Genomic DNA, 20,800 nt, shown 5'->3' on the forward strand with positions numbered 1-20,800 from the left:
ATTGCGGAGACGTTCTGTGACGCCCATCCGCCTGTCATTGCTATTTTGAGGCATAGTACACAGAATACACTTTCTGCTTTTTTCTGCCAGTAAAGATTCAATGAAGACTCTTACGGCATTAGTAATCCACCGTTAACGTGCAGAACTTGACCGGTGATATAAGCTGATTCTTCGCCCAGAAGGAAGAGGATCGGTGCGACTATATCGTCGATCTCACCCAGCCGGCCCATGGGAATAGCCGCGGCCTTCTTGTGCTCATCGAAGGCGGGATTGTCTTGAATCATCGCAGTCTTGACCGGGCCCGGCGCGACACTGTTGACACGGACGCCGCGGAGCGCGTACTCAAGGGCTAATGATTTCGAGAGTGCCTCAACACCGCTCTTCGCAGCCGCATAGTTTGACCCGAACGGATAGCCTTTTCGCCCCCATCCACTCGACATCGTCACGACCGCTCCTCCGCCACGGCGTACCATACCGGGCAACATTTCACGGGTGATCAGATACACGCTCGTGAGTGAGACATCGATCACGCGTTGCCACTCCTCCAGTTCGAGGTCTTCGAAAGGAAACTCCTTCACGACTCCCGCCGCACAAACTAATAGCTCGGGATCCCCAAACTCCGAGCGCACTCTGCGCATCCCCGCAGCAACATCGCGCGCTTCAGTGACATCGCACGTGATCGAGAGGGTCGCATCGCTCGACTGCGCGATGTCGAGAACAGCAACCGTGGCCCCGCGAGCACGAAGAGCTCGCACGACTCCTCCGCCGATTCCGCCCGCTCCACCGGTTACGACGATAGTTTTCTCCACGAAATCGTCAGAGCGCGTCATGCGAGTTCGAGATTCTTTAGTCCGAGCGACACGCCGTAGTGAACGACGCGATCTCGAGTGTGCAGGACGTGCTCTTGGATTGCGTCCTTCGCCTCGGCAACGGCACCACTCTCTACGAGATCGAGGATTGTGTTGTGCTCCTGACAGGTCTCGGCGGGTCGGTGAATTCCGGTTCCTTGGCTCCACATCCGGGCATACCGTTCTGCGCGAGCGCGTAGTTGGTCGAGCAATTCCAGCGTAATCAAGGCTCCCGAGGGCTCGTATAGTTCCCGGTGGAACGCCGCATTAATTTCTAGCCATCGCGCGTGGGACTGTTCGATCTCGAGTTCCGCGTTCAATTCCCGTGCCTTCTCGATTTGTTGCGAGGTAATGTTGGGTATCGCCTGCTCGATCAGCCAGCCTTCCAACACCGAGCGGAGCGTATAGACCTCGACCAGCCGGTCAATGTCTAGACCACGAACCACGGCCTGTTGGTGCGCACGTGAGTCGATGAGGCTCTCAGCTTGGAGCTGCCGCATAGCTTCTCGGACCGGTACCCGCGACACTCCGAAGTACGTCGCGAGGTCAGCCTGGTTCAGAACGGCGCCGTCTCCGAGGGATCCAGAATTGATGGCATCTCGGATAGCGTCGGCAATGTAGTCGGCCGTGATCCGTCGGTCGGAGAGGACGCGCGTGATACTAATACCGTTTAAATCGGGGCGACGTGACATGTATGCAGAATACACCTTCAGCGGGATCTGTCTGAATATTGTTATCCGCGATTGACAAAGCGTTGGAATCCTCTCTCGGCTAGGATTTGTGCGGTCCCATCAGGATCGGGCATTCCGATTACACCCGTGCAAGGACTACACGGTCATCCTGTTGTTCGCTTGCTTATGTCACTCCTCCGTCGGTTTCAATCATCTTCATTTCTGCCCACCCGGTCGCGCCTAGTTCTTTCAAGACCTCGACCCGGGAGTTGTTAAGCGCTATTCGCCTGTGGCGAGTCTATTCTTGCCGGGCAGGCCGCTCTCGGCATTGCTCCGGGTGGACTCTCTGCGTACTTCGTGAGCTGTCACCGGACCGGAGTCGGCACCGTCTTCAACCGGGTGAGTTCACCGTGCTCGCGGCCACGACCTCGTGATTTGGCTGTCATCGTAGCCGGTCTCGGAGTCGGTTCTTGAGGAAGATGGTTCATAACGCGTCGATGGCAGCAAGGAGTGAGTCGAGTTCTACGACATCGGCATACTTTGCGCCCATGTCGAAGAGCTCCACCTCATGCGAGAGCTGTGATCGGTCGGCGACGCACTCCACCGGCACGATTACCCGACGGTTGAGCATGAATCCGTCGTTCACCGTTGCGCGCACGCATCCACTGGTCGTCATCCCGGTGATGATCACGCAGTCCGTTTTCAAGGCGTTGAGTATTGATTCCAACTGCGTGCCGAAGAACGCCGAGGGTTTCGGCTTGACGAAGACGATGTCATCCTCTGCGGGTGCGAGCTCTTGCACAACGTCGTGGTGTCGCCCGGCCCGGTCGAAGGGGAACATGGTCGGCTCGTCGCGCTTGAGCCAGTCACCGATCTGGGCGCTATGGCCCATTTCGGCGCTGACGGTGTAAAGGACCGGTAGCCCGGCGAGTTTGGCGGAAGCTCTCAGCCGTGCAATGGCTTGCGCGCAGGGCTCGCCGGTCGCTGCCCATCCCGTCGGGAACTCGTCGCGGACGAACCCTTCCGTCATGTCTACGATGAGAAGCGCTGGCCGTTGACCGAGCGGTCGCGGCGCTGGAATCTCGCCGCTCCACATCTTCCGCAACGCCCTGACGTCCTCCTCGGGGATCCTAGTCAGGTTTCCTAGCGCGGATCGCATCACAATTGCACCTTTCCGGCCCAGCGGCCTACGAAGTCGCCGAGAAGCACGACGAGCCGGTCGAGCACGAACCCGACGATGGCTAGCAGCAGCACGACGGCCATGGTTAGCTCCGGGTCGAAATCGGAGCTGGCGCGTCGGAGGAGATACCCGAGTCCGCGGCTCTCACTGATCAGTTCTGTGACGACCATGATGACAAGCATGATGGGTAGCGCCATCCGCAGGGTTGCCACCATCGACGTGCTCGTGGCGCGCATGATGATTCCGAAACGCGCCAGAGGCCCTGCACCAACGTTACGGGCGAGCCACAAATAGTGTTTGTCGACTCCCCGGGTCGCTGCGTATGTGGTGAGGATCACAGGGTATGCACACTCCAGGGTGACCATGACGATCTTCGACTCGGCGCCGAAACCGAGAGCAAGAACCAAGAGCGGGAACAGTGCCAGCTTCGGGATGGGATAGGTCGCCGACACGAGAGGTTCGAGGACCGAATCCATCCACCGCACGGAGGCCATTCCCACGCCCAGAAAGACGCCTCCTACCACGGCGATCGCAAGGCCAGTGAGGCCACGTTGCGCCGTCTGCTGAGCGTGGAACCAGATCGTGCCATCGGCGGTGACGTCGACGAGCGTCGCGATCACCTCGATAGGTCCGGGAAAGAGCCTGTTGTTGGCGATCTCGGCTAAGGTCCACCATACGACGAAGGGAAGCAGGACGGCGACGGTACGGCGCGCACGCCGCGCCCAGCGCCGCTGCGACTCGGCCGCGCGATAGCCCGACGGGGTTGATGGCTCTTGACCGGTCGTCGAGGTGACGCGATCGATGACTTTCTCAGACACGACCCATCGCCTCCACTAACTGTCCTCGAGTCCACAGGGCCGACAGCCGACCCCAAATTCGGTCGGCGACTAGTCCGAGTATCGCGAACGCGACGATGCCTGCCCAGAGCGGTCCGTATTGGAGGTCGTTGAATCCATCTTCGATCATGTTCCCCAACCCTCCTGCGCTGGCTCCTAGCGTTTCAGTTGCATAAGTGAGGATGAAAGACAGCGCAAGGCTGATGCGGATGCCGTTGCTCACAGCAGGCATCGCAGCGCGGAGGATCACTTGCAGAAATATGCGCGCTTTGCCAGCATCAGCATTACGCGCGACCCACAGAAGCCGCGGCTCGATGCTACGAGTACCGGCATACGCATTGACGAACACGGGGAAGAAGCAGGATGTGGCGATAACGAGGGCTCGAGAAAAATCGGTGTATCCGAACCAGATGACTACCACCGGGAAAAGTGCGATCTTGGGCAACGGGTAGGTGAGCGAGACGACCGGATCGATGAAGTCCTCGGCCCACCGGCTTACGCCGGCTGTGAGCCCGAGCACTACGCCCGCTATCGCGCCCACCGCGAAACCACTCAGCTGCAGCAAAACGCTCTGCACGCTCGCCAGCGGCAACGTGCCGTCCACCGTCGTAGCGACGAGCGCGTCCAGGATGTCCCACGGACTCAAGACGTACGACGGAAGCAACTCGAACACGTCCATGCACTGCCACAAAATGATGAGCAACAGTGCGAAAAGCAGCGAGGCGAGCCACTTGCGGTCGAGGATCGCGTCAATCACGGGAGAGGAACTCCGATGCGATCGCCTCGTCCCGCAGCAGGTTCCACAATCTCGCGTGATAGTCCGAGAATTCCGGACTGCCTTTGACATCGTGACCGCGGGGGCGGGGCAGGTCGATCGAGATATCGGCGACGATACGCCCAGGACGACCGCTCATGACCAGAACCCGGTCGCCGAGGAAAACGGCTTCGTAGATGTCATGCGTAATGAACACCACAGTCGTGCCGGACGCCTGCCATATCCGATTTAGCTCCTCCTGCATGAGTTCGCGCGTCTGCGCATCCAGCGCTCCGAATGGCTCGTCCATGAGCAACACTTGGGGTTCGAGCGACAGGGTGCGCGCAATACCCGCACGCTGCTGCATCCCGCCGGAGAGCTCTCCGGGGTATGCATCCCCGAATCCGGTCAATCCGACGAGTTCGAGAAGGTCGTCTGCGCGAGCGCGACTAGCCTTGCGTCCCATGCCCCCGACTTCGAGCGGCCAAGCGACATTGCGTTGGATAGTCCACCAAGGAAACAGTGTGGCGCTCTGGAAGACCATTCCCCGTTCTCTGCCGGGCCCCGTGACGGACTTGCCGAACACCTCAACGCTTCCTGTGCTTGCGGACTCGAATCCGCCAAGAATATGGAGCAGGGTGGACTTACCACATCCTGAAGGGCCCAGCACTGTGACGAATTCGCCCGGTCTTGCTGTGAAGTTCACCCCATCGAGGGCGGTAACTTCGCGGTTACCGCGGCGAAAAACTTTAGTGAGATCGGTCACCGAGACGCTCAGCTCATCGAGAGAGTGCGTTAGCCCCGCTGCCACTTCCGTGAGGTCGTCGGCATGAGCCCGTTCCATGAGGGTCCTTTCCAATGCTGCTGTGAGTGAACGCAACTCAGTGTCCCAATGTGACGCCGTCACGAATGAGCGTCCCGACATCGATCCGATCGGATTCCTCGACCACGCCGAATTCGATCATGGCCTCCATCATCTGTGCAGTGCCCTCAGCGTCGACAACGCCGCCGGCGGGACGCGCGTACTCGGTGGAGCGGAGGTAGACATCCTCTGGAAGCGTGACGAAATCACTGCCGACCAAGACGCGCTTTCCGGCCTGGGGGTCGGCAATGTAGGCGTCCATGGAGGCGGCGTAATCAGCCGCCCAGGCACATACCGCACCAATGTTGTCCTCCACAAACTTCCTGTCGAACGAGATCGTCAGGAGGTCGTACGCAAAGTCGGTCAGATCGGCTGCATCGAAGAGCGGTTTCACTCCTCCCTCACTGAGCGCCAACGTGTAGAACGGCTCGGGCAGAACCGCGACGTCAATCAAGCCATTGTGCAGGGCCTCCGCCTGGGACGGGTATGGAAGAACAACGAACTCTGCGTCGGTTGCGGGGTCGAGGTCCGCCTCACGCAGACCCTGACGTGCGATAAAATCGGGTTGCGAGCCTTCGTCGACGATGGCGATAGCCGCCCCCTTGAGGTCGTCAAGCGAACTGATCCCTGAGTCCTCGAGTACCACCGCGCTCGTACTGAAGGAGTCCGGCTCTGCCTCGCGCATGATCGTCGAAATGCTATAGAGATCGAGCGCGCCTCGAGCCGTCCCGATAATCTGCGCCTGCGGACTGATCACGATCGCATCGAGGCCACCCGCTTGATAGGCAGTGAGTCGTTCGGCAGTACCTCGGAATGGGGACAGCTCCATGTCATACCACACACCGTCATACTGACTTGTGCTCCCGCCGGCAGTCATGAGCCAGAAAGGCTCCTCTGCGGCGGCGCCATGGCCCATGCGAATAATCGTAGACTCGGCCGGCGCCTCACTGAGGTCAACGTCCGCACACGTCGATGATCCACTGACAGTCTCGCCTGCGTCGCCGACCGCACTACAACCCGATAGCGCGAGCAATGCAACACTTCCAAATACAGCTACACGCATCGACTTCATAGGTGGCCTCCTCGTCGCCTGTTTCACAGAACTTATCGAACTTCGGAGAAATCTGTCAACTGTATTCACCTAATTGTCGCGGCATCTCGTGATTCATAGTTGGCGAGAGGCCCGATATCAGAAGCCGACGCATCATCGTCCCGATGTTCATCTATCCGAAACTAGCGACTCGACGAAGGAACCACAGTCCGCTATCAGGCGCACGCCTATGAGGAAACAGCAACCATAACTTTAGGTGCGCTAGCGGCTCGGTTGATGCCACAATCAACCGCCGCCAACACAAGAGCGGAGCGGAAGATGTCAACGTATATGAGTCAGTTTCTTTAGCCGGTCATTGAGTTCATTCCTTCTTTCTCGGGTCCGTTGATCCAGGACGCTGTCGGGAACGTTGGGGGCAGCGGGTGGTACAGGACGAAGCGTTCCGGGTGCGAGTCGTAAGCGATTGTGAGAATACAGCCACGGGCGTGGTGGATGGCGGGTGCGCGGCCGTGGTGCAGGTTGAACGGGGTGTGCATCCCGATACCCGAATGGCGATGTTCGTGATTGTACCAGCCGTAGAAATCGGTGCAGAATGAGCGCACAACGGCGAGGCTTTCGAACTCGTCGGGAAACTCGGTCCGATACTTCAAAGTCTTTAAGTGCGCTTCGCTGTTATCCCGAATTCGGCATAATCTGTTATCCCGAATTCGGCATAATAGCGAGGCGTGGTTCAAGACCCTCAAATTCGCTCCGACTTTCCCCGAACGCTTCGGCTCCCTCACCGACGCGAAGACGTTCATGGCCGCTTTCGTCGACGGCTACAACCACGAACATCGCCACTCCGGAATCGGACTCAACACCCCCGCCGACGTTCACTACGGCCTCGCAGCAGCGAAAGCCATCGAACGAGCAGCGACGCTGGACGCCGCGCGCGCTTCCCAGAGCGATTCAGCACAACCCAGGCACCAAAGATCCTGTCCATTCCCGAGACGGCCTGGATCAACAAACCAGCCGACAAACCCACCAAGAATGACCGCCTCGAACTAGCCGCCTAAACTCCCACTGGCCTCATCCGCCTTGAAAACTCCGCAGTCGCGAGCCTCAGGAAAGACAGCGGGGCAAGCAGCCCGACTTATCGGCTGGAGCAGAGCGACGCGCTACCGCCGACAACAACATGCCACGAAATCCACGACATAAACCCAGCCGGTGCCGCCAACCAAGAACTTCAAAACACGACCACAAGATTCGGAGGTTTTCACGTTAGGCCTTGAATACAGCTACCGCGGAGGTTTTATTAGTTAACGCGATTGATTGACATTAAACATACGTATGAGTTACCTTAAAAAGCATCAAAGATACGTTTGTTTAGATCGAGGGACGCATGGCACAGACGCCGCTTTACCGCAAGGTGCAGGAGTCGCTCCTCGACCGAATCAACCGGATGCAGATCGGTGAGATGCTCCCCCCTGAGCCAGAGCTAGAGCATGAATTCAGCGTGAGTCGTGCCACAGTTCGTCGCGCGATTGAGAACCTCGTTCAGAGTGGCGTGCTCGAGAAGCGACAGGGACGCGGTACGACCATCCGCGATCATCCAGAGGCTCAAGACGTCGGCCGGGTATATAGCTGGAAAGCGGAGATGGCACGTCGCGGCGTCGAGTCCTCGAGTCGACTACTCAGCATTGGGCGCGACAAACCATCACGTCGTATCGCGCAAGAACTTCGACTGAGCGCTGATGAACTTGTCGTGGTGATCTCACGACTGCAGTTGGTAAAGGGCGCGCCTATCGCGTTGATTGTGAACACCCTGCGGGAGCGGTATGTGCCAGACCTCGTCGAACGCGGTCTGCCTGCTGAATCGCTTTACGACGAACTCACCGACCGCTACGGACTATCGCTCGCTGGTGGTGAGGAAACGATAGGCGCCCGTGAAGCGACTGCAACCGAAGCCTCACTGCTGGAGGTGCCGGAGGGGTCGGCATTACTGAACGTGCGACGGGTGACACTACTTCGGGGCAACGTGCCGTTTGAGGTCGTCGATATGGCCGCCCGGGGCGACAAGTACAAGTACCACGCGACGCTCGCAGGAGCGCTACGGAAGCGTAGGTAGAGAACAGGCAAGGACAGGTTAGGACAACCATGCACCTCAGTAATGTACGTGTCAGCCTCGATGATGGCTCGCTGACGCCGGATGATGCCATCCGTGCGGCGGGGCAGCTGCTCGTTAATGACGGTATTGCGGAACCCCGCTATTCGGAGGCGATGATCGACGCGTTCCGCGACCTCGGCCCGTACATCGTGCTGGTACCCGGTATTGCGATGCCACATGCTCGCCCCGAGGCCGGCGCGATTCGCGATGGCCTCGCTGTGCTTCGTTTGGCGCAGCCGGTCGAGTTCGGTCACCCAGAGAACGACCCCGTTCGTCTCGTGATCCCGCTCGTCGGCAGCGATAACCATTCGCACATCGATCTGCTGAAGCGCCTGTCGCGAGTGCTGATGGATCCTGAGGCAGTCAACACGCTTCTCACTACCGAGGACACCGCTGCAGTCACCGCGCTCTTCACCGACTTGCAGAACTGAACAATGAAGCTCATCACAACCTGGAGGAATGAACAATGAAGATCATTACGACCTGCGGCATGGGCTTCGGCACCAGCCTGATGCTGCTCATGGAGCTTCAATCCATTGGTGCGAAGCACGGAATCGCTATCGAGGGCGAGGCACTCGACATCTCAAGCGTCCACGGCCAAAACTGTGACGCGATCTTTGGATCGAACGAGATCGTCAAGTCGCTCGATGGCATCACGGTCCCCGTGGTCGGAATCAAGAACATCCTCGACAAGGCCGAGATCGAGGCCAAGCTGCTCGAGCTCATCAAGTCGACCGGATCAGAAAAGGGTTAGCGAGCATGCTTGATTTCATCACCAGCTTTCTATCGACACCTGCGTTCATCATCGGCTTTATCGCACTCGTCGGATTGATAGCGCTGCGCAAGTCGGCATCGGCCGTCGTCAAGGGCACGCTAAAGACGGTTCTCGGCTTCATGATCCTGCAAGCAGGCGCGGGAATAATCGTGGCGAGCCTCTTGGTGTTCAGTACAATGTTTCAGGACGCCTTTGGCCTCGATGGGGTCGTCGCCGAAGACAACGCCATTGCGGCGGCCGTTCAGACGGTGCTCGGCTTCGAGACATCGCTCATTCTCGTGTTCGGCTTTCTCATCAACGTGCTGCTGGCCAGAGTCACGCCACTGAAGTACATCTTCCTTACCGGCCACATGATGTTCTCCATGGCAGCGACGATCGCTATCACCTTGGACCAGATGGGCGTATCTGGTTGGCTCGCCATTGGTATCGGCTCAGTCATCCAAGGCCTCGCTTCGGTGGTGTTCCCCGCACTTGCACAACCATTTGTGCGAAAGGTAACGGGCAACGACAACGTGGCTTTGGGATTCTACGGCTCATCACTCATCTGGCTCAGTGGTTGGATCGGTGGAAAGCTGGGCAACATGCCCGGAGGGCGAACAAGAGTTCAGAGGCCGCTGAAAACCACAGAAGATATCCAGATCAGCGAGAAGTGGGACTTTCTGAAGGAAATGTCGGTGCTCATGAGCATGGTCATGGTCATTGTATTCGCTGTCACGGCCGCGTTCACGAGCCCAGGCGTGCTCACCGAGGTCAGCGGTGGCAAACCGGTAGCAATCATGGTGCTGACACAGGCGCTGACCTTCGTTGTCGGCATCCTCATCCTGTTGCAGGGCGTACGCATGTTCCTCGGCGAGCTCGTTCCGGCCTTCAAGGGTTTCAGCGAAAAGATCGTGCCCGGAGCCAAACCCGCGCTTGACATCCCGGTCTTCTACTCATTCGCGCCCAACGCGACGACAATCGGATTCCTGATGGCCCTCATCGGCGGAACGCTCGCCACAGTCGTCTCGGGCTTTTTGTCGGTCGTCGTGTTGCCGTCAGTCATCGGCCTGTTCTTCATGGGAGCAGCGGCCGGTGTCTTCGGTAATGCCTACGGCGGGCGCAGGGGCGCCATCATTGCCGGGTTCCTACTCGGTTTCCTATTCCAATTCATCGTTGCACTCGCATACCCGCTGATCGGGCTCGGCGACTACGGCATTGTCGGGCTGTGGTTCGCGTCGCCAGACGCGATACTCGTCGTCGCACTCATGCGAGCCGTCGGCCTGCTCTTCGGCGTCTGATACAAGAAAGAGAGAACATCATGGGAAAGATCCGCACAGTTCTGGGCGACATCGAGCCGGAGAAGCTCGGCTTTACATACCCGCACGAGCACCTGTGGTGCAGCCCACCAGCCTCGCAGCAGGACCGCGATCTCGAGCTCACTAGTTATGAGGCTTCGCTGTATGAGCTCAAACTCTTCAAATCGGTGGGCGGCGGAACGGTCGTAGACGGGTCACCACTCGACTACGGCCGTGACGGCCGGATGCTGAAGCAGCTTGCGATTGACTCAGGTGTCAACGTGCTCGGACTCACGGGCTTTAACAAGCACGTCTACTACCCAGACTGGGTGCAGGTCGTGCCGATCGACTTCCTTGTCGAGCGCATGGTGAAGGACATTACCGTTGGCATGGATGGTTCAGACGCCAAGGCCGGTCTCATCAAGGGCGGGTCCTGGTACAACCTCGTACACCCGCTGGAACGGAAGACGACGATTGCGCTTGCGCGAGCATCATTGGAGACGGGTGCCCCCATCTGGCTGCACACAGAGGCGGGGACCATGGGTATGGAAATGCTCGACATCATTGAGGGGGAGGGCGTTGGTCTCGAGACCGTCGTCGTTGGCCACTCCGACCGAAACGCTGACCCTCGATACCACCTCCAAATGCTGGAGCGGGGTGCCTATATCGAGTTCGACGGACCCGGGAAAGTGAAGTACTACCCAGACAGCGTGCGTGTCGACCTGGTACGGAACGTCATCGACCACGGCTTTGCGGACAAGCTCGTGATCTCCGGCGACATGGGCCGAAAAAGCTATCTCGAAGGCTACGGCGGTGGCCCCGGGTTCCGCTTCATCAAACAGATCTTCGTCCCGCGACTCATCGAAGAGGGCATCCCAGAAGATATCGTCCACAAGATCTTCCACGAGAATCCGGCCGCATGGCTAGGGAAGTTCTAGGAGTTATCGTGACAAAGTACCTGCTTGCAGATATGACACGTGACGAGGTCGAGGCTCGACTTTCCAGCACACCCATCGCGATCTTGCCGCTCGGCGCAACCGAACAGCACGGCCACCACTTGCCGCTCGGCACCGACATCCAACTTGCCGAGGCGTATGCGATGCGCATCGCCGAACGGGTTGATGGCGTAATCCTGCCATCCATCCCGTTCGGGTACTCCTGGGTGTGGCAGGACCTTCCTGGCACCATCACCGTGGGCCACCGCACCCTTGAGGCGCTGCTCGCCGATGTTATCGAGAGCGCAGAGCGCAGTGGGTTCGGGATGCTTGTGCTCGTCGATGGCCATGACTCGAACAAGACATCCATGAAGTTCGTGGTTCGAGAGTACGCGGCGCACTCCACATTTCCCGTCGTGCGACTCTTCTATCCCGACCTCGACGACGTGCGACGCAGCAACTGCGAGTCCGGCACCTGGCACGGCATGATCCACGCCTGCGAATTCGAGACATCCCTCATGCTCGCCTCGCACCCAGACCTCGTCGATATGACAAAAGCCGTGCGGGAATATCCAGACGCATCCGATGCGTACGAGTACGGGGCTGAACAGCTCGGAAACATCAGCAAGAGCGGTGTGTTCGGAGACGCCACCCTAGCCACTGCCGCGAAGGGGAGGGTCATGCTTGATCGATTCGTTGAAGATGCTGTTCAGATCATCAACGGGGCGCGGCGATGACTTCGCAACTAACCGTGGCAACCTACCCACGCGCCACGGTGATTCTGCGCGACGTGGCCGTCGAACTCGCGGACGCCGTAGTACAAACGATCGCAGACGAACGCTTGGGCATCGCGGTGGAGATCACGCGTAACAGCGCCAACTTTAGTGACATTGAACGCTATGCAGGAGAGCATCCGCAGCTCGCGATCGGGGCCGGCACCGTGCTCGACGTCGCGGACGCTCAGGCGGCCATCGATCTGGGTTGCCGGTTCGTATTGTCGCCCATTGTCCTCGACCGGAGCGTCGTCGACCTGTGCCATGCGGCGGGCTTGCTCGTCGTTCCTGGCGCTTACACTCCAAGCGAGATTTACACGGCCGTCCGAAACAAGGCGGATATCGTGAAGGTGTTCCCGATCGGGCAGCTCCCTGCGAGCTACATCAAGGACGTTCGTGCGCCGCTCGGCGACGTACCAATCATGGGCGTCGGCGGTGTCTCCATCGCGAACATGGGCGAGATATTATCTCACGGGGTCGACTATGTCGGGCTCGGCTCATCGCTGTTCGGCGAGGCACCTCCGTCACGCGAACAGATTCAGTTCGTCCTACGAGAGCTAGCCCTTGATGCGCAACGATAAGTGGCGGTGTTTCGCAGTGTTGTTGTCTGTTTTTCCCGAGGTCGTTCGATTGAAATGCCCAGTGGGGTACACGCTAAATTGACAGTTCCTTGCTTGCTTCGACGCTTTCAGCTTCCCATCGACGCCTCCTAATGTCTGGCAACCGTCCTTGCTTACAAGAATGGTAATGCCAGTAAAAACACGCGTTTCGAGACACGCCGACTGATCTGTCGCCCCTGGACAATGATGCCCCGATCCCGGTCACCGGACGGAAGGCGTTCTGCCGCGCTCTCCACAATCGTGCATGGGCGATCTGTCTCGTCAATGTGTCTCGCCGCCCTCGGGTTGTGAGACGTGGTATCCGACCTACTAGGGTCACGTCTCGCTGAGTGGATGCTCCTATTGTTGTCAAACAACTTTTTGTGCCGCCTTGGGGTGTCGAGTTGGGTCGTCGAGCCATGCGCTGAAGGCGACTTCCAGATCCACGACAGCTCGTTGTCCTCTCTCGAGTCGGCGTAGTCGCGGGTAGGGGTCTGATGGGCAGCGCGAAGTTGGGATTCTGGGTGAGCAATGCGAATATTTCGTTGGCGACGTTGCGTTTGCGGCGACGGACGATGTCGCGGTCGGAAAGGCCTTCATCGGTTCCTCGAGCGATAAAAGCCATTGTGCGGGGTTCCTTGTGGCATTTGCGAAGCAGCACGATGCGGTGCGGGGCTGCGTTGGCTTGCCGGTCACCACCGCGCGAGAGACGGAGTCGCTGCCATGTTCCGGAGGATGCTTATATCGGTGCGACGCCGCAGAGGGCTGCGAACTGAGCCTTAGTAGTGATGCGATCTGCATTGTCACCGGCGGTGGCAAGCAGGTGCGCGGCAACGAATGGGCGGGACCGTGCTCGCTCTGCAGCTACTTCGCGCTGTATGTCCGCCTCGGCGTTCAGCAGCGCCACGCGCCTGCGCCGTTCGCTTGGCGGGGATGGACTGCTGCGGAATAGACCCATAGGGCTCATCTTCCCGAACCCCCAGTCCGCCCGCTCCGAGGCGCGCTACTCGTCACCGTCTTCGTCCTGCTTGGGATTCCACGACCCGAGAGACCACCCACTGATATCTGCGAGCGACCCACGCCACAGCGGCACCTGAGTGGTCACGTTGCCAACACCGATACGAACGTCCTTCATGTGAAGGAATCCGCGAGCGAGAGAAGGCAGATCAGCTTCGTCGCGCGCCTTCGCCTGATCCAGCACTCCATCATGTGCCTGTGTGAACAGCGTCCTGACGTGATCTGCCGTCTCGTCCGCGCCGGCCTGCTTGTACAGCTCGACCATCACGGTGATCCACTCGGCACGGCTGATCGCGAGGCCGGACACCAACACCCCGTTGCTCGTCACGGTCAGTCCGACGAAGCCGCCCGGAGTCTCATCGTTGAATCCGTGCACGAAGTTGAGCACCGTGTCGAGGAACCAGTCCTTGGGGCGAACGTCATCCAAGGTGTACCCGTCGGCGTCACTCGCTGGGTCCCATTGGGTTAGTTCGTCGGTTTCGGATTCGTCTTTCGGGTTGGTGGTCTCTCTGGTCATGTGCCCTCCTCGGCATTCGGAGCGGTATCCCGCCGCCATGGCCAGCATGGCACCTCCCACCGACACCCCGTCGGGACCTGTCGGGTGAATTCGGGATCACGATCGCCACGCTGCGGGGCAGCGGCATGAATTGCAGCGCGTGATGAGGACTCGAGTCTGGGCCGACGCATCAATCGCTGGACCGCAGCTTCATGGTCCGAGAGGCGCGAACGTCCGGAAGCTAACGAACACCCTTGCAGACCGACCCGCGTTCAGGTGAGGCCCGCTCACGCCAACTGTCGCAGCGCTGCTCAATCCAGACTGTATTACTGCCGGTGTAGCCAATCGAAGTGGTGCTGAACCACGCCGGCCCTGGTGCTCAGTCGCACCAATCGCACCAATCGCGTCACCGTGCCCGGGCACTCACGGAAGCGAAAATTCACGCGACACCGGAATCGGAGTCGATTCCTCGGGTGTGGCCGTCAAGCAGTCACACAACTCCCGTGCGAGCGTGCCGGTTGTGCGCACGGCCCTACTGGATTCGTCGTGCTCTGCCTGAGTTACAGCAACGAAAGCAACTACAGAATCCTCCTCAACAACGCGTTCTTCGGCTACTTCGCCGATGACAGTCACCGCAGAGGCCGTGAGTAACTCTCGAGAGCATGTTCCGGCCGAGATTGGGAAGAGTGACAAACTCCACCAACGTCATGTCCAACGTTGTGGCTTATTCGGAACGCGTGAACTGGGTAATCCTTGCCGTTGCCACTCGGCTATGCTCCTGGAATGACTCTCAACCGTTCCTCATGGTGGTGGTGGCTGCGCTAGCAGCCGGTTGAACCATGTTCACGGGCTGTACGCCGCCCGTGAACCTCAGGTCAGGACTTCGTACAGCCCTCCTATTTTAAGGAGTGCAAAGTGGAATCCCTTACGACCATGGCCGAGCGTTCGGCTATCATCGCCCGAGACATTGACGCCCATCCGGAGCATTATCGCGTGCTCACCGGCGAGCGACCAACCGGCCTGCTTCACCTCGGCCACTATTTCGGCACCATCATTGAACGAGTCAGGCTTCAACAGGCCGGGGTCGAAACGTTTCTGGTCTTGGCTGACTATCAGGTCATCACCGACCGGGACACAATGGCGAACGTTCAACAGAACGTCTACAGCGCCGTCCTCGACTACCTCGCTGCGGGCCTAGATCCGGAAGCAACGACGATTTTTACGCATTCGTCAGTGCCGGCCCTGAACCAGTTGATCATCCCGTTTCTGAGTCTCGTGACGGACGCCGAGCTACGTCGAAATCCGACCGTGAAGTCGGAACTTGCCTCCTCGAATCGAGCCCTGAGTGGTCTTCTTCTGACATACCCCGTGCACCAGGCCGCTGACATCCTGTTCTGCAAGGGGAACCTCGTCCCTGTCGGAAAAGACAACCTGCCCCATGTGGAGATGACACGTGTGATCGCGCGCAGATTCAACGAGCGCTATGGAGATGTTTTCCCGGTACCCGACGCACTGATCACAGCGTCGCCAGAGATCCCCGGGCTGGACGGTCGCAAGATGTCCAAAAGCTACGGAAACGCGATCGCCCTGTCTATGACCGAGGATGAAACCGCGGCAGCCATCCGGAAAACTATCACCGACAGTGACCGTCTGATCTCTTTTGATCCGCAGACTAGACGCGGGGTCTCAGCACTCCTGTCGACGGCTGCGCTCTGCTTCGGCAAACAGCCGGAGGAGATCGCAGCGCAGATCGGAGGCCAAGGCAGCGGTGACCTGAAGCGCCTAACCACCGATGCTGTCAATAGCTTTCTTGCTCCACTTCGAGCGCGACGTGCCGAACTCGCGCAGGATTCGGGGCTGGCTGCCGAGGTGCTTCGACGCGGCAATGATCGTGCCAACAGTATTGCTGCAACGACGCTGGACGAAGTGAGAACCGTCATGGGCACCCGCTACTGATTTCCCCATGCGGGCCCGTGAACCATCCCGAATTTCCTGCTGCATTCTTTCTGCGGGTCGCCGCCCTCTCCGTCCCGCAGAAAGAAAGCGTTCGTCCTTCTCGCAGTTCCCCAAGACGTTACTCGCCGCCGCGCTCAAGCCATTCGACAAGCTGCTCATCCGTGGATAACGTGATGAGCTGAATAAGACCCCAGTTGCCGGAATGATTTGACGCGAACCCCAAACGGTCCTCCCAATCGTTGGCATACTCCCGAAGAGAAAGCACAAGGTCCGCGAGGGCCCCGTCCGCGTCAATGCCCTCGGACACGAAAGGACGGCCCTCCATCAGTGCCGTTGTGCGGTCGCTGTCATCCCTGCTGACACGTAACCGCGGCGAGACGACACGAAAAAGATGTGTTCGGAGCAACTCCGCCGACATGACCACGGAAACGAGTCCGCCGCGTTGCATCGTCACCGTCTGGCCACGAGCGGACGCGTCCAGCACCTCCTTGAGGTGTAGGTGTGTGCGCACCTCCGTGAAGGTGCCGTAATCGGGGACAAGGGGCATTGGAATCTCTCATTCGGTCTGGTCGCCCATATGGGCGTCAGATTCACGGTACCGCTTGCACCGCCGAGTTCAACCGTCGACCGGGGCTGACCTCGCGCCCCACTCCACCTAGGACGCGGCCGCTGTGCTCCAATCCTGCTTGAAAAGTCGAGGCCATCACGGTCGCAGTCATGAAGCCACGGCCGGCGGCTCCCTCAACCATCCATGGCGTGACAACCCTGCCCCGCACCTGATTGCAAGATCGCAGTCAGCACCAGCCTGCTCACTCGGACGCGCAAACCGAGTCTCCATTCCCGATGCAGCAGCGGAAATGGGGCTGATTCCCGTAAATTCCGTATGCTATACGGTCGTATACGCTTCGAGGTTCCGCCGCGTTGAAGTGGGCAGCGCGTCGATCAGTGACCACGCCCCGGTCCGTCCGCAAGCTGCGTTGATGGGCGCAACTGGCACTCCAGGAATTAGCACAAAAGGCCGATCTGGTGGATCAATCTGTCGAACATTCCGTTGTCACCGAAAACCCGCCGCAGGGTATTCGTTGAGGACTGGACTGACCAGTTCCGAAGGCGGTGGTACCCATGTTTCATCCGACAACCCCGACAGGGAGTGGAAGTGCGGACCCAACGAATGCCCCAGAACATTGGGATTGGCACGAGCAGGCGATTCACTCGGACTCGATGACGGCCGTTGCCCACGTTTTTTACGCGCGGGGCATTCTCAAAACCAGCGCGCAGGACATCCTCGACGAATTACCCGCCAACTCCGGATTTCCGATTGGGCCGAGCCACACGCTCGACGCAGTCATAACGAGATTCCTCGAGGAGGCCATTGCTGGAATTCCGTTTGTCTACGAGGTCCGGCCCAATATGAAGGGTCTTCCCGATCTCGTCTTCTATTTCCGAAAACTGGCCATATCCGCATCGACTGATGTGGTTGCCATGGCCGCCTTGCGAATACTTCGCGAGGCCACCCAGCCGGAAACTCCAGGTGCCAGGCCGCTGCAGATCTGGGTTTACCTGACCGAGAAATGGCTCCGTGAGTCGCTGTCTGCAACCGGTCAATCCGATCTTGTCGACCCGACCATGCACGCTGGGCTCCACGAGCATTCCGTTCAGCTCGTCTCCGCTGCGTTCGGCCTCATTGAAACGTCACGACTCCTCCGCGACAAACGGCTCCCCGAGCGAATGGAACGACTCCTGCACAGCACCCTCAGGTCGTGGGGCATCACCGAGGCACGAATGGCCGAACTCCTCATCTCCCGAGTGAGAGGCTGAAGAATCGCCAGCAGCGCGCATCTGATGCTCTGGACCTGCACACACTGGCTGTGAGGTCACGGATAACCCGTCCAGTCTCTCCGACCCTTAGGTCAACCAGTCTTCGTCCGCCAGTGGTGCCCCGTTGAGTTCGTCGCGGAGCGCGCGCCAGTTGGGCAGGTTCTTGTCCATCAAGTCAACAAAACGATCGTTGTGGGTGCGTTCGAGTAAGTGGGTCATCTCGTGTACCACGATGTACTCGAGGCACCCCGGCGCTTTCTTCGCCAGCTCGATGTTGAACCAGAGTCGGGCCGTGTCCGGATTGCAGGTGCCCCATTTTGTCTTCATGCGACGGACAATCCAGTTACTCACTTCACGACCAATTATGGTTTCCCATTTCTCGATCAGAGGCGGTATGGCTGCCTTAATCTGCTTGCGATACCAGGACTCGAGAAGCTTTCGGCGTTCAGCCTCGTCGGCCCCCGCGCGCACGGTGAGCCGGAGCTTGGACCCTGCAATATCGACGTGCGGGCGTCCGGTGGTCTCCACCAGTGCGAGCCGCAACCGTTGGCCCCAGACGTAGTGAGATTCCCCCGTGAGCATCTCCCGTTCGGACTGGCGCTCGGCGGATTGAAGCTGCTCCCGCTGCTTCTTGATCCAGGGCAGACGCTGCACAACTGCCAAACGGATGGCGTCCTCATCGAGACGCTCCGGCGCAGCCACCCGAACCCGGCCCATCGGCGGGTAAACCGAGATGTGCATGTTCTTGATCTTCTTGTAGACGACGTCGACGTTGATCCCGGCGACAGTCAGGTAGTCGCTACCGGTACTCATCGCGAGCTCTCACCAGATCGAAGAGTTCGTCAAAGCGATCAAAGTCCGTCGGGATAACTTTCCTGATCGCGATGGCGACAACTTTTTCCTTCATCTTGTTGCCAACCCAGTCATGAGGCTTGGAAACATTGATCGCAGCATCGAGCTGAATGACCGTCGTGGTATCCGCCCAACCGAAGTCGACGAGTGCCTTCTGCGCACCGTTCTTCGCCCACTCCGGGTACACCGTGTCCGATTCCTTCGTGCCGACCTTAGTCGCCAAAGCAATCAGCCCTTCAAGGTATTCCTTGTATTCGATGGCTTGCTCACGCCGCTGCTCAATCAACGCGTCGAGCAATGACGACATCGTTTCGTAGTACTTCGGGTTCATGGCGTGCTCGTCTACGATCGTCTTCCGCACGTTATTCACGATGGTCTCGGCAGCAGCATCCTTGTTTTTCTTGATGCCGGGAGGCAACACGTCAAGGGCAGCCATACCCTGATTGACGATGAGCTCGACCAGCCCGACGTCCTCAAAGTTCGCCACGACTTCGGAGTTGCCGGCCTGAATGTAAGTGTCCAGCAAGAAGCGCATGCCCGCTTCGAACTGTTTGAAGTCGACGTTTTCGCCGGCACCAAGTTTCACTTCGTCGCGCACAGCAACATAATGAGTGACCTCCTTCTTGATGGAGGCCGCCTGATGATCCGTATAGCCGGCGGCTACCAAGTCATTGGCGATAACTCCAAAAGCCCGAACGAGGCTGCTCACCGACTTATACAGTTCAACGCGCTTAGGCTCATTCTTCTTGAGCTGATCAGGGTCACCTGCATTCTTCGCGCAGAAGTAGTGCTGATATTGCAGGGTCTCCTTCGGCGGCGCGACGGGCTCACACAACGCCCGGATGCGCTCCAGCGCCTCATCGAGATCCTTGCGCTCCTGAACCGTCCGGTTCTTCAGCAGCCCTTCGATGTCCTTCTTCTCATAGCCGTCGAGCGCCCCCGACGTGTAGTCCGTAATGGCCCCTTCGAGAGAGTTGAAGAGGTCCTGGTAGTCGACGATGTAGCCGTATTCCTTATCATCGCCATCGAGACGGTTGACCCGACAAATGGCCTGAAAGAGTCCGTGATCACGCATCTTCTTGTCGATGTAGAGATACGTGGCGGACGGCGCATCAAACCCGGTCAGCAGCTTGTCTACGACGATGAGAAGCCGCATCTGGCCCGGTTCCTCTTTGAAGCGACGCTTGACGTCTTTCTCAAACTCTTCAACACGAAGCACTGCCTTGTCGGCCGGTTCGTCGAAGTAATCGGCAAGCATCTGCCGGTAAATCTCGTACTGGTGCAGATTCTCGGTAGCACCATGACCGCCGTCTTCCTTGGCGATGTCGCTGGCCGACGGCACATAGCTGGTGACGATGGCCACCTTGCCCTTGAAACCCGCCTGAACAAACATCTCGTAAAACTTGCACGCCTGATAGATGCTGGAGCCGACCAGCATGGCGTTACCGCGCGCATCCATGAGCCGGGGGCGAAGTTCCATGTCGAGCAAGACGTCCTGAACAATCCGCTTTGAGCGCGGCTCGGCACTGACAACCTTCTGCATGGTGCCCCACCGCTTTTTGAGCTCCGCCTTGGTGAGGTCAGTCATACCCTGAGTCTTGACATCAAACCACTGGTCAACCTGAGCGTGGCTGGTGAGCGCCTGATCAATGTTGCGGGCCTCATAGCGAAGGTCGAGCACAACACCGTCGGCCACCGCCTCATCGAACTTATACGTGTGGATGAAGCTCCCAAACGTCTCGATGCTGGTGGTCTTATCGGCCTTCAACAGAGGTGTACCCGTGAAGCCAATAAACATGGCGCCCGGCAGAAGCGGCGTATTCCAGCCAACGTCGCAACACCTAACGTTTAGGAATAGCGATGAAAGACAATTCAAGAACCCGGAAAAAGGGCACCGGCGCGCTGCCGATGGCCGAGACACGTGTTGAATATGCTCGGCTCATGAGGCAAGGAATCA

Annotated in this window: 21 protein-coding genes and 1 pseudogene; 10 read left to right on the plus strand and 12 right to left on the minus strand. The window is 58.9% G+C overall.

Annotation, left to right across the window (positions count from 1 at the left end; all coding sequences use genetic code 11):
• Positions 1–110 precede the first annotated feature (110 nt).
• From CXY73_RS09145 to CXY73_RS09180, 8 genes are all read right to left on the minus strand, one after another.
• Positions 111–830, minus strand: a complete 720-nt coding sequence (locus CXY73_RS09145) for an SDR family NAD(P)-dependent oxidoreductase (protein ID WP_104177541.1) — start codon at positions 828–830, stop codon at positions 111–113.
• Positions 827–1,540 carry a GntR family transcriptional regulator gene (locus CXY73_RS09150; protein ID WP_104177542.1) on the minus strand — a complete coding sequence of 238 codons (714 nt, stop codon included), beginning with the start codon at positions 1,538–1,540 and terminating at the stop codon, positions 827–829. The genes CXY73_RS09145 and CXY73_RS09150 overlap by 4 nt, the downstream gene beginning before the upstream one ends.
• 463 nt (positions 1,541–2,003) lie before the next feature.
• Complete coding sequence (locus tag CXY73_RS09155) at positions 2,004–2,678, minus strand: isochorismatase family protein (protein WP_104177543.1); 675 nt, start codon at positions 2,676–2,678, stop codon at positions 2,004–2,006.
• On the minus strand, positions 2,678–3,517 hold the full coding sequence (locus CXY73_RS09160; RefSeq protein WP_104177544.1) for an ABC transporter permease: 840 nt from the start codon (positions 3,515–3,517) through the stop codon (positions 2,678–2,680). The genes CXY73_RS09155 and CXY73_RS09160 overlap by 1 nt, the downstream gene beginning before the upstream one ends.
• Complete coding sequence (locus CXY73_RS09165) at positions 3,510–4,292, minus strand: ABC transporter permease (RefSeq protein WP_158254086.1); 783 nt, start codon at positions 4,290–4,292, stop codon at positions 3,510–3,512. The genes CXY73_RS09160 and CXY73_RS09165 overlap by 8 nt, the downstream gene beginning before the upstream one ends.
• Complete coding sequence (locus tag CXY73_RS09170) at positions 4,285–5,133, minus strand: ABC transporter ATP-binding protein (protein WP_104177546.1); 849 nt, start codon at positions 5,131–5,133, stop codon at positions 4,285–4,287. The genes CXY73_RS09165 and CXY73_RS09170 overlap by 8 nt, the downstream gene beginning before the upstream one ends.
• Before the next feature lie 37 nt (positions 5,134–5,170).
• A complete protein-coding gene (locus CXY73_RS09175; RefSeq protein ID WP_233198241.1) occupies positions 5,171–6,067 on the minus strand; it encodes an ABC transporter substrate-binding protein in 897 nt (298 codons plus the stop codon).
• 479 nt (positions 6,068–6,546) lie between these two features.
• Positions 6,547–6,852 (minus strand): integrase core domain-containing protein, encoded by a 306-nt coding sequence (locus CXY73_RS09180; protein WP_158254087.1) that lies wholly within the window; start codon positions 6,850–6,852, stop codon positions 6,547–6,549.
• A 67-nt stretch (positions 6,853–6,919) separates the two neighbouring features.
• Between CXY73_RS09180 and CXY73_RS09185 the strand changes: the two are divergent.
• From CXY73_RS09185 to CXY73_RS09225, 8 genes and pseudogenes are all read left to right on the plus strand, one after another.
• Positions 6,920–7,257 (plus strand): annotated as a pseudogene (locus tag CXY73_RS09185) (integrase core domain-containing protein); the annotation flags it as partial.
• 326 nt (positions 7,258–7,583) lie between these two features.
• Positions 7,584–8,309, plus strand: coding sequence for a GntR family transcriptional regulator (locus CXY73_RS09195; protein ID WP_104177549.1), 726 nt, complete (start codon positions 7,584–7,586; stop codon positions 8,307–8,309).
• A 29-nt stretch (positions 8,310–8,338) separates the two neighbouring features.
• The gene (locus CXY73_RS09200) at positions 8,339–8,779 is read left to right on the plus strand and encodes a PTS sugar transporter subunit IIA (protein WP_104177550.1); all 441 of its coding nucleotides are present in this window, start codon (positions 8,339–8,341) and stop codon (positions 8,777–8,779) included.
• Between the two features lie 35 nt (positions 8,780–8,814).
• On the plus strand, positions 8,815–9,102 hold the full coding sequence (locus CXY73_RS09205) for a PTS sugar transporter subunit IIB (RefSeq protein ID WP_104177551.1): 288 nt from the start codon (positions 8,815–8,817) through the stop codon (positions 9,100–9,102).
• 5 nt (positions 9,103–9,107) lie between these two features.
• Positions 9,108–10,400, plus strand: coding sequence for a PTS ascorbate transporter subunit IIC (locus tag CXY73_RS09210; RefSeq protein WP_104177552.1), 1,293 nt, complete (start codon positions 9,108–9,110; stop codon positions 10,398–10,400).
• Positions 10,401–10,420: 20 nt separating this feature from the next.
• On the plus strand, positions 10,421–11,335 hold the full coding sequence (locus CXY73_RS09215) for a phosphotriesterase (RefSeq protein ID WP_104177553.1): 915 nt from the start codon (positions 10,421–10,423) through the stop codon (positions 11,333–11,335).
• 8 nt (positions 11,336–11,343) lie between these two features.
• On the plus strand, positions 11,344–12,069 hold the full coding sequence (locus CXY73_RS09220) for a creatininase family protein (protein ID WP_104177554.1): 726 nt from the start codon (positions 11,344–11,346) through the stop codon (positions 12,067–12,069).
• Positions 12,066–12,686, plus strand: coding sequence for a bifunctional 4-hydroxy-2-oxoglutarate aldolase/2-dehydro-3-deoxy-phosphogluconate aldolase (locus tag CXY73_RS09225; RefSeq protein ID WP_104177555.1), 621 nt, complete (start codon positions 12,066–12,068; stop codon positions 12,684–12,686). The genes CXY73_RS09220 and CXY73_RS09225 overlap by 4 nt, the downstream gene beginning before the upstream one ends.
• Before the next feature lie 1,021 nt (positions 12,687–13,707).
• Here CXY73_RS09225 and CXY73_RS09230 read toward each other — a convergent pair.
• Positions 13,708–14,238 carry a hypothetical protein gene (locus CXY73_RS09230; RefSeq protein WP_104177556.1) on the minus strand — a complete coding sequence of 177 codons (531 nt, stop codon included), beginning with the start codon at positions 14,236–14,238 and terminating at the stop codon, positions 13,708–13,710.
• 912 nt (positions 14,239–15,150) lie between these two features.
• Between CXY73_RS09230 and trpS the strand changes: the two genes are divergently transcribed.
• Positions 15,151–16,173 carry a tryptophan--tRNA ligase gene (gene trpS / locus CXY73_RS09235; RefSeq protein ID WP_104177557.1) on the plus strand — a complete coding sequence of 341 codons (1,023 nt, stop codon included), beginning with the start codon at positions 15,151–15,153 and terminating at the stop codon, positions 16,171–16,173.
• 118 nt (positions 16,174–16,291) lie between these two features.
• On the opposite strand, the gene CXY73_RS09240 is transcribed toward trpS, so the two are convergent.
• Positions 16,292–16,720: a prevent-host-death protein gene (locus tag CXY73_RS09240; protein ID WP_104177558.1), complete on the minus strand. Its 429-nt coding sequence runs from the start codon at positions 16,718–16,720 to the stop codon at positions 16,292–16,294.
• Between the two features lie 674 nt (positions 16,721–17,394).
• On the opposite strand from CXY73_RS09240, the gene CXY73_RS09245 reads away from it, so the two are divergent.
• Positions 17,395–17,991: a hypothetical protein gene (locus tag CXY73_RS09245; protein WP_104177559.1), complete on the plus strand. Its 597-nt coding sequence runs from the start codon at positions 17,395–17,397 to the stop codon at positions 17,989–17,991.
• Positions 17,992–18,078: 87 nt separating this feature from the next.
• Here the strand turns inward: CXY73_RS09245 and CXY73_RS09250 are convergent, their stop codons facing one another.
• On the minus strand, positions 18,079–18,804 hold the full coding sequence (locus CXY73_RS09250; protein WP_104177560.1) for a M48 family metallopeptidase: 726 nt from the start codon (positions 18,802–18,804) through the stop codon (positions 18,079–18,081).
• Positions 18,791–20,764, minus strand: a complete 1,974-nt coding sequence (locus CXY73_RS09255) for a hypothetical protein (protein WP_255411375.1) — start codon at positions 20,762–20,764, stop codon at positions 18,791–18,793. Before CXY73_RS09255 ends, CXY73_RS09250 begins: the two co-directional genes overlap by 14 nt.
• Positions 20,765–20,800: the final 36 nt, after the last annotated feature.

Origin of the sequence: Cryobacterium sp. Y50 (genome assembly GCF_002929805.1) — a bacterium.
GTDB lineage: Bacteria > Actinomycetota > Actinomycetes > Actinomycetales > Microbacteriaceae > Cryobacterium.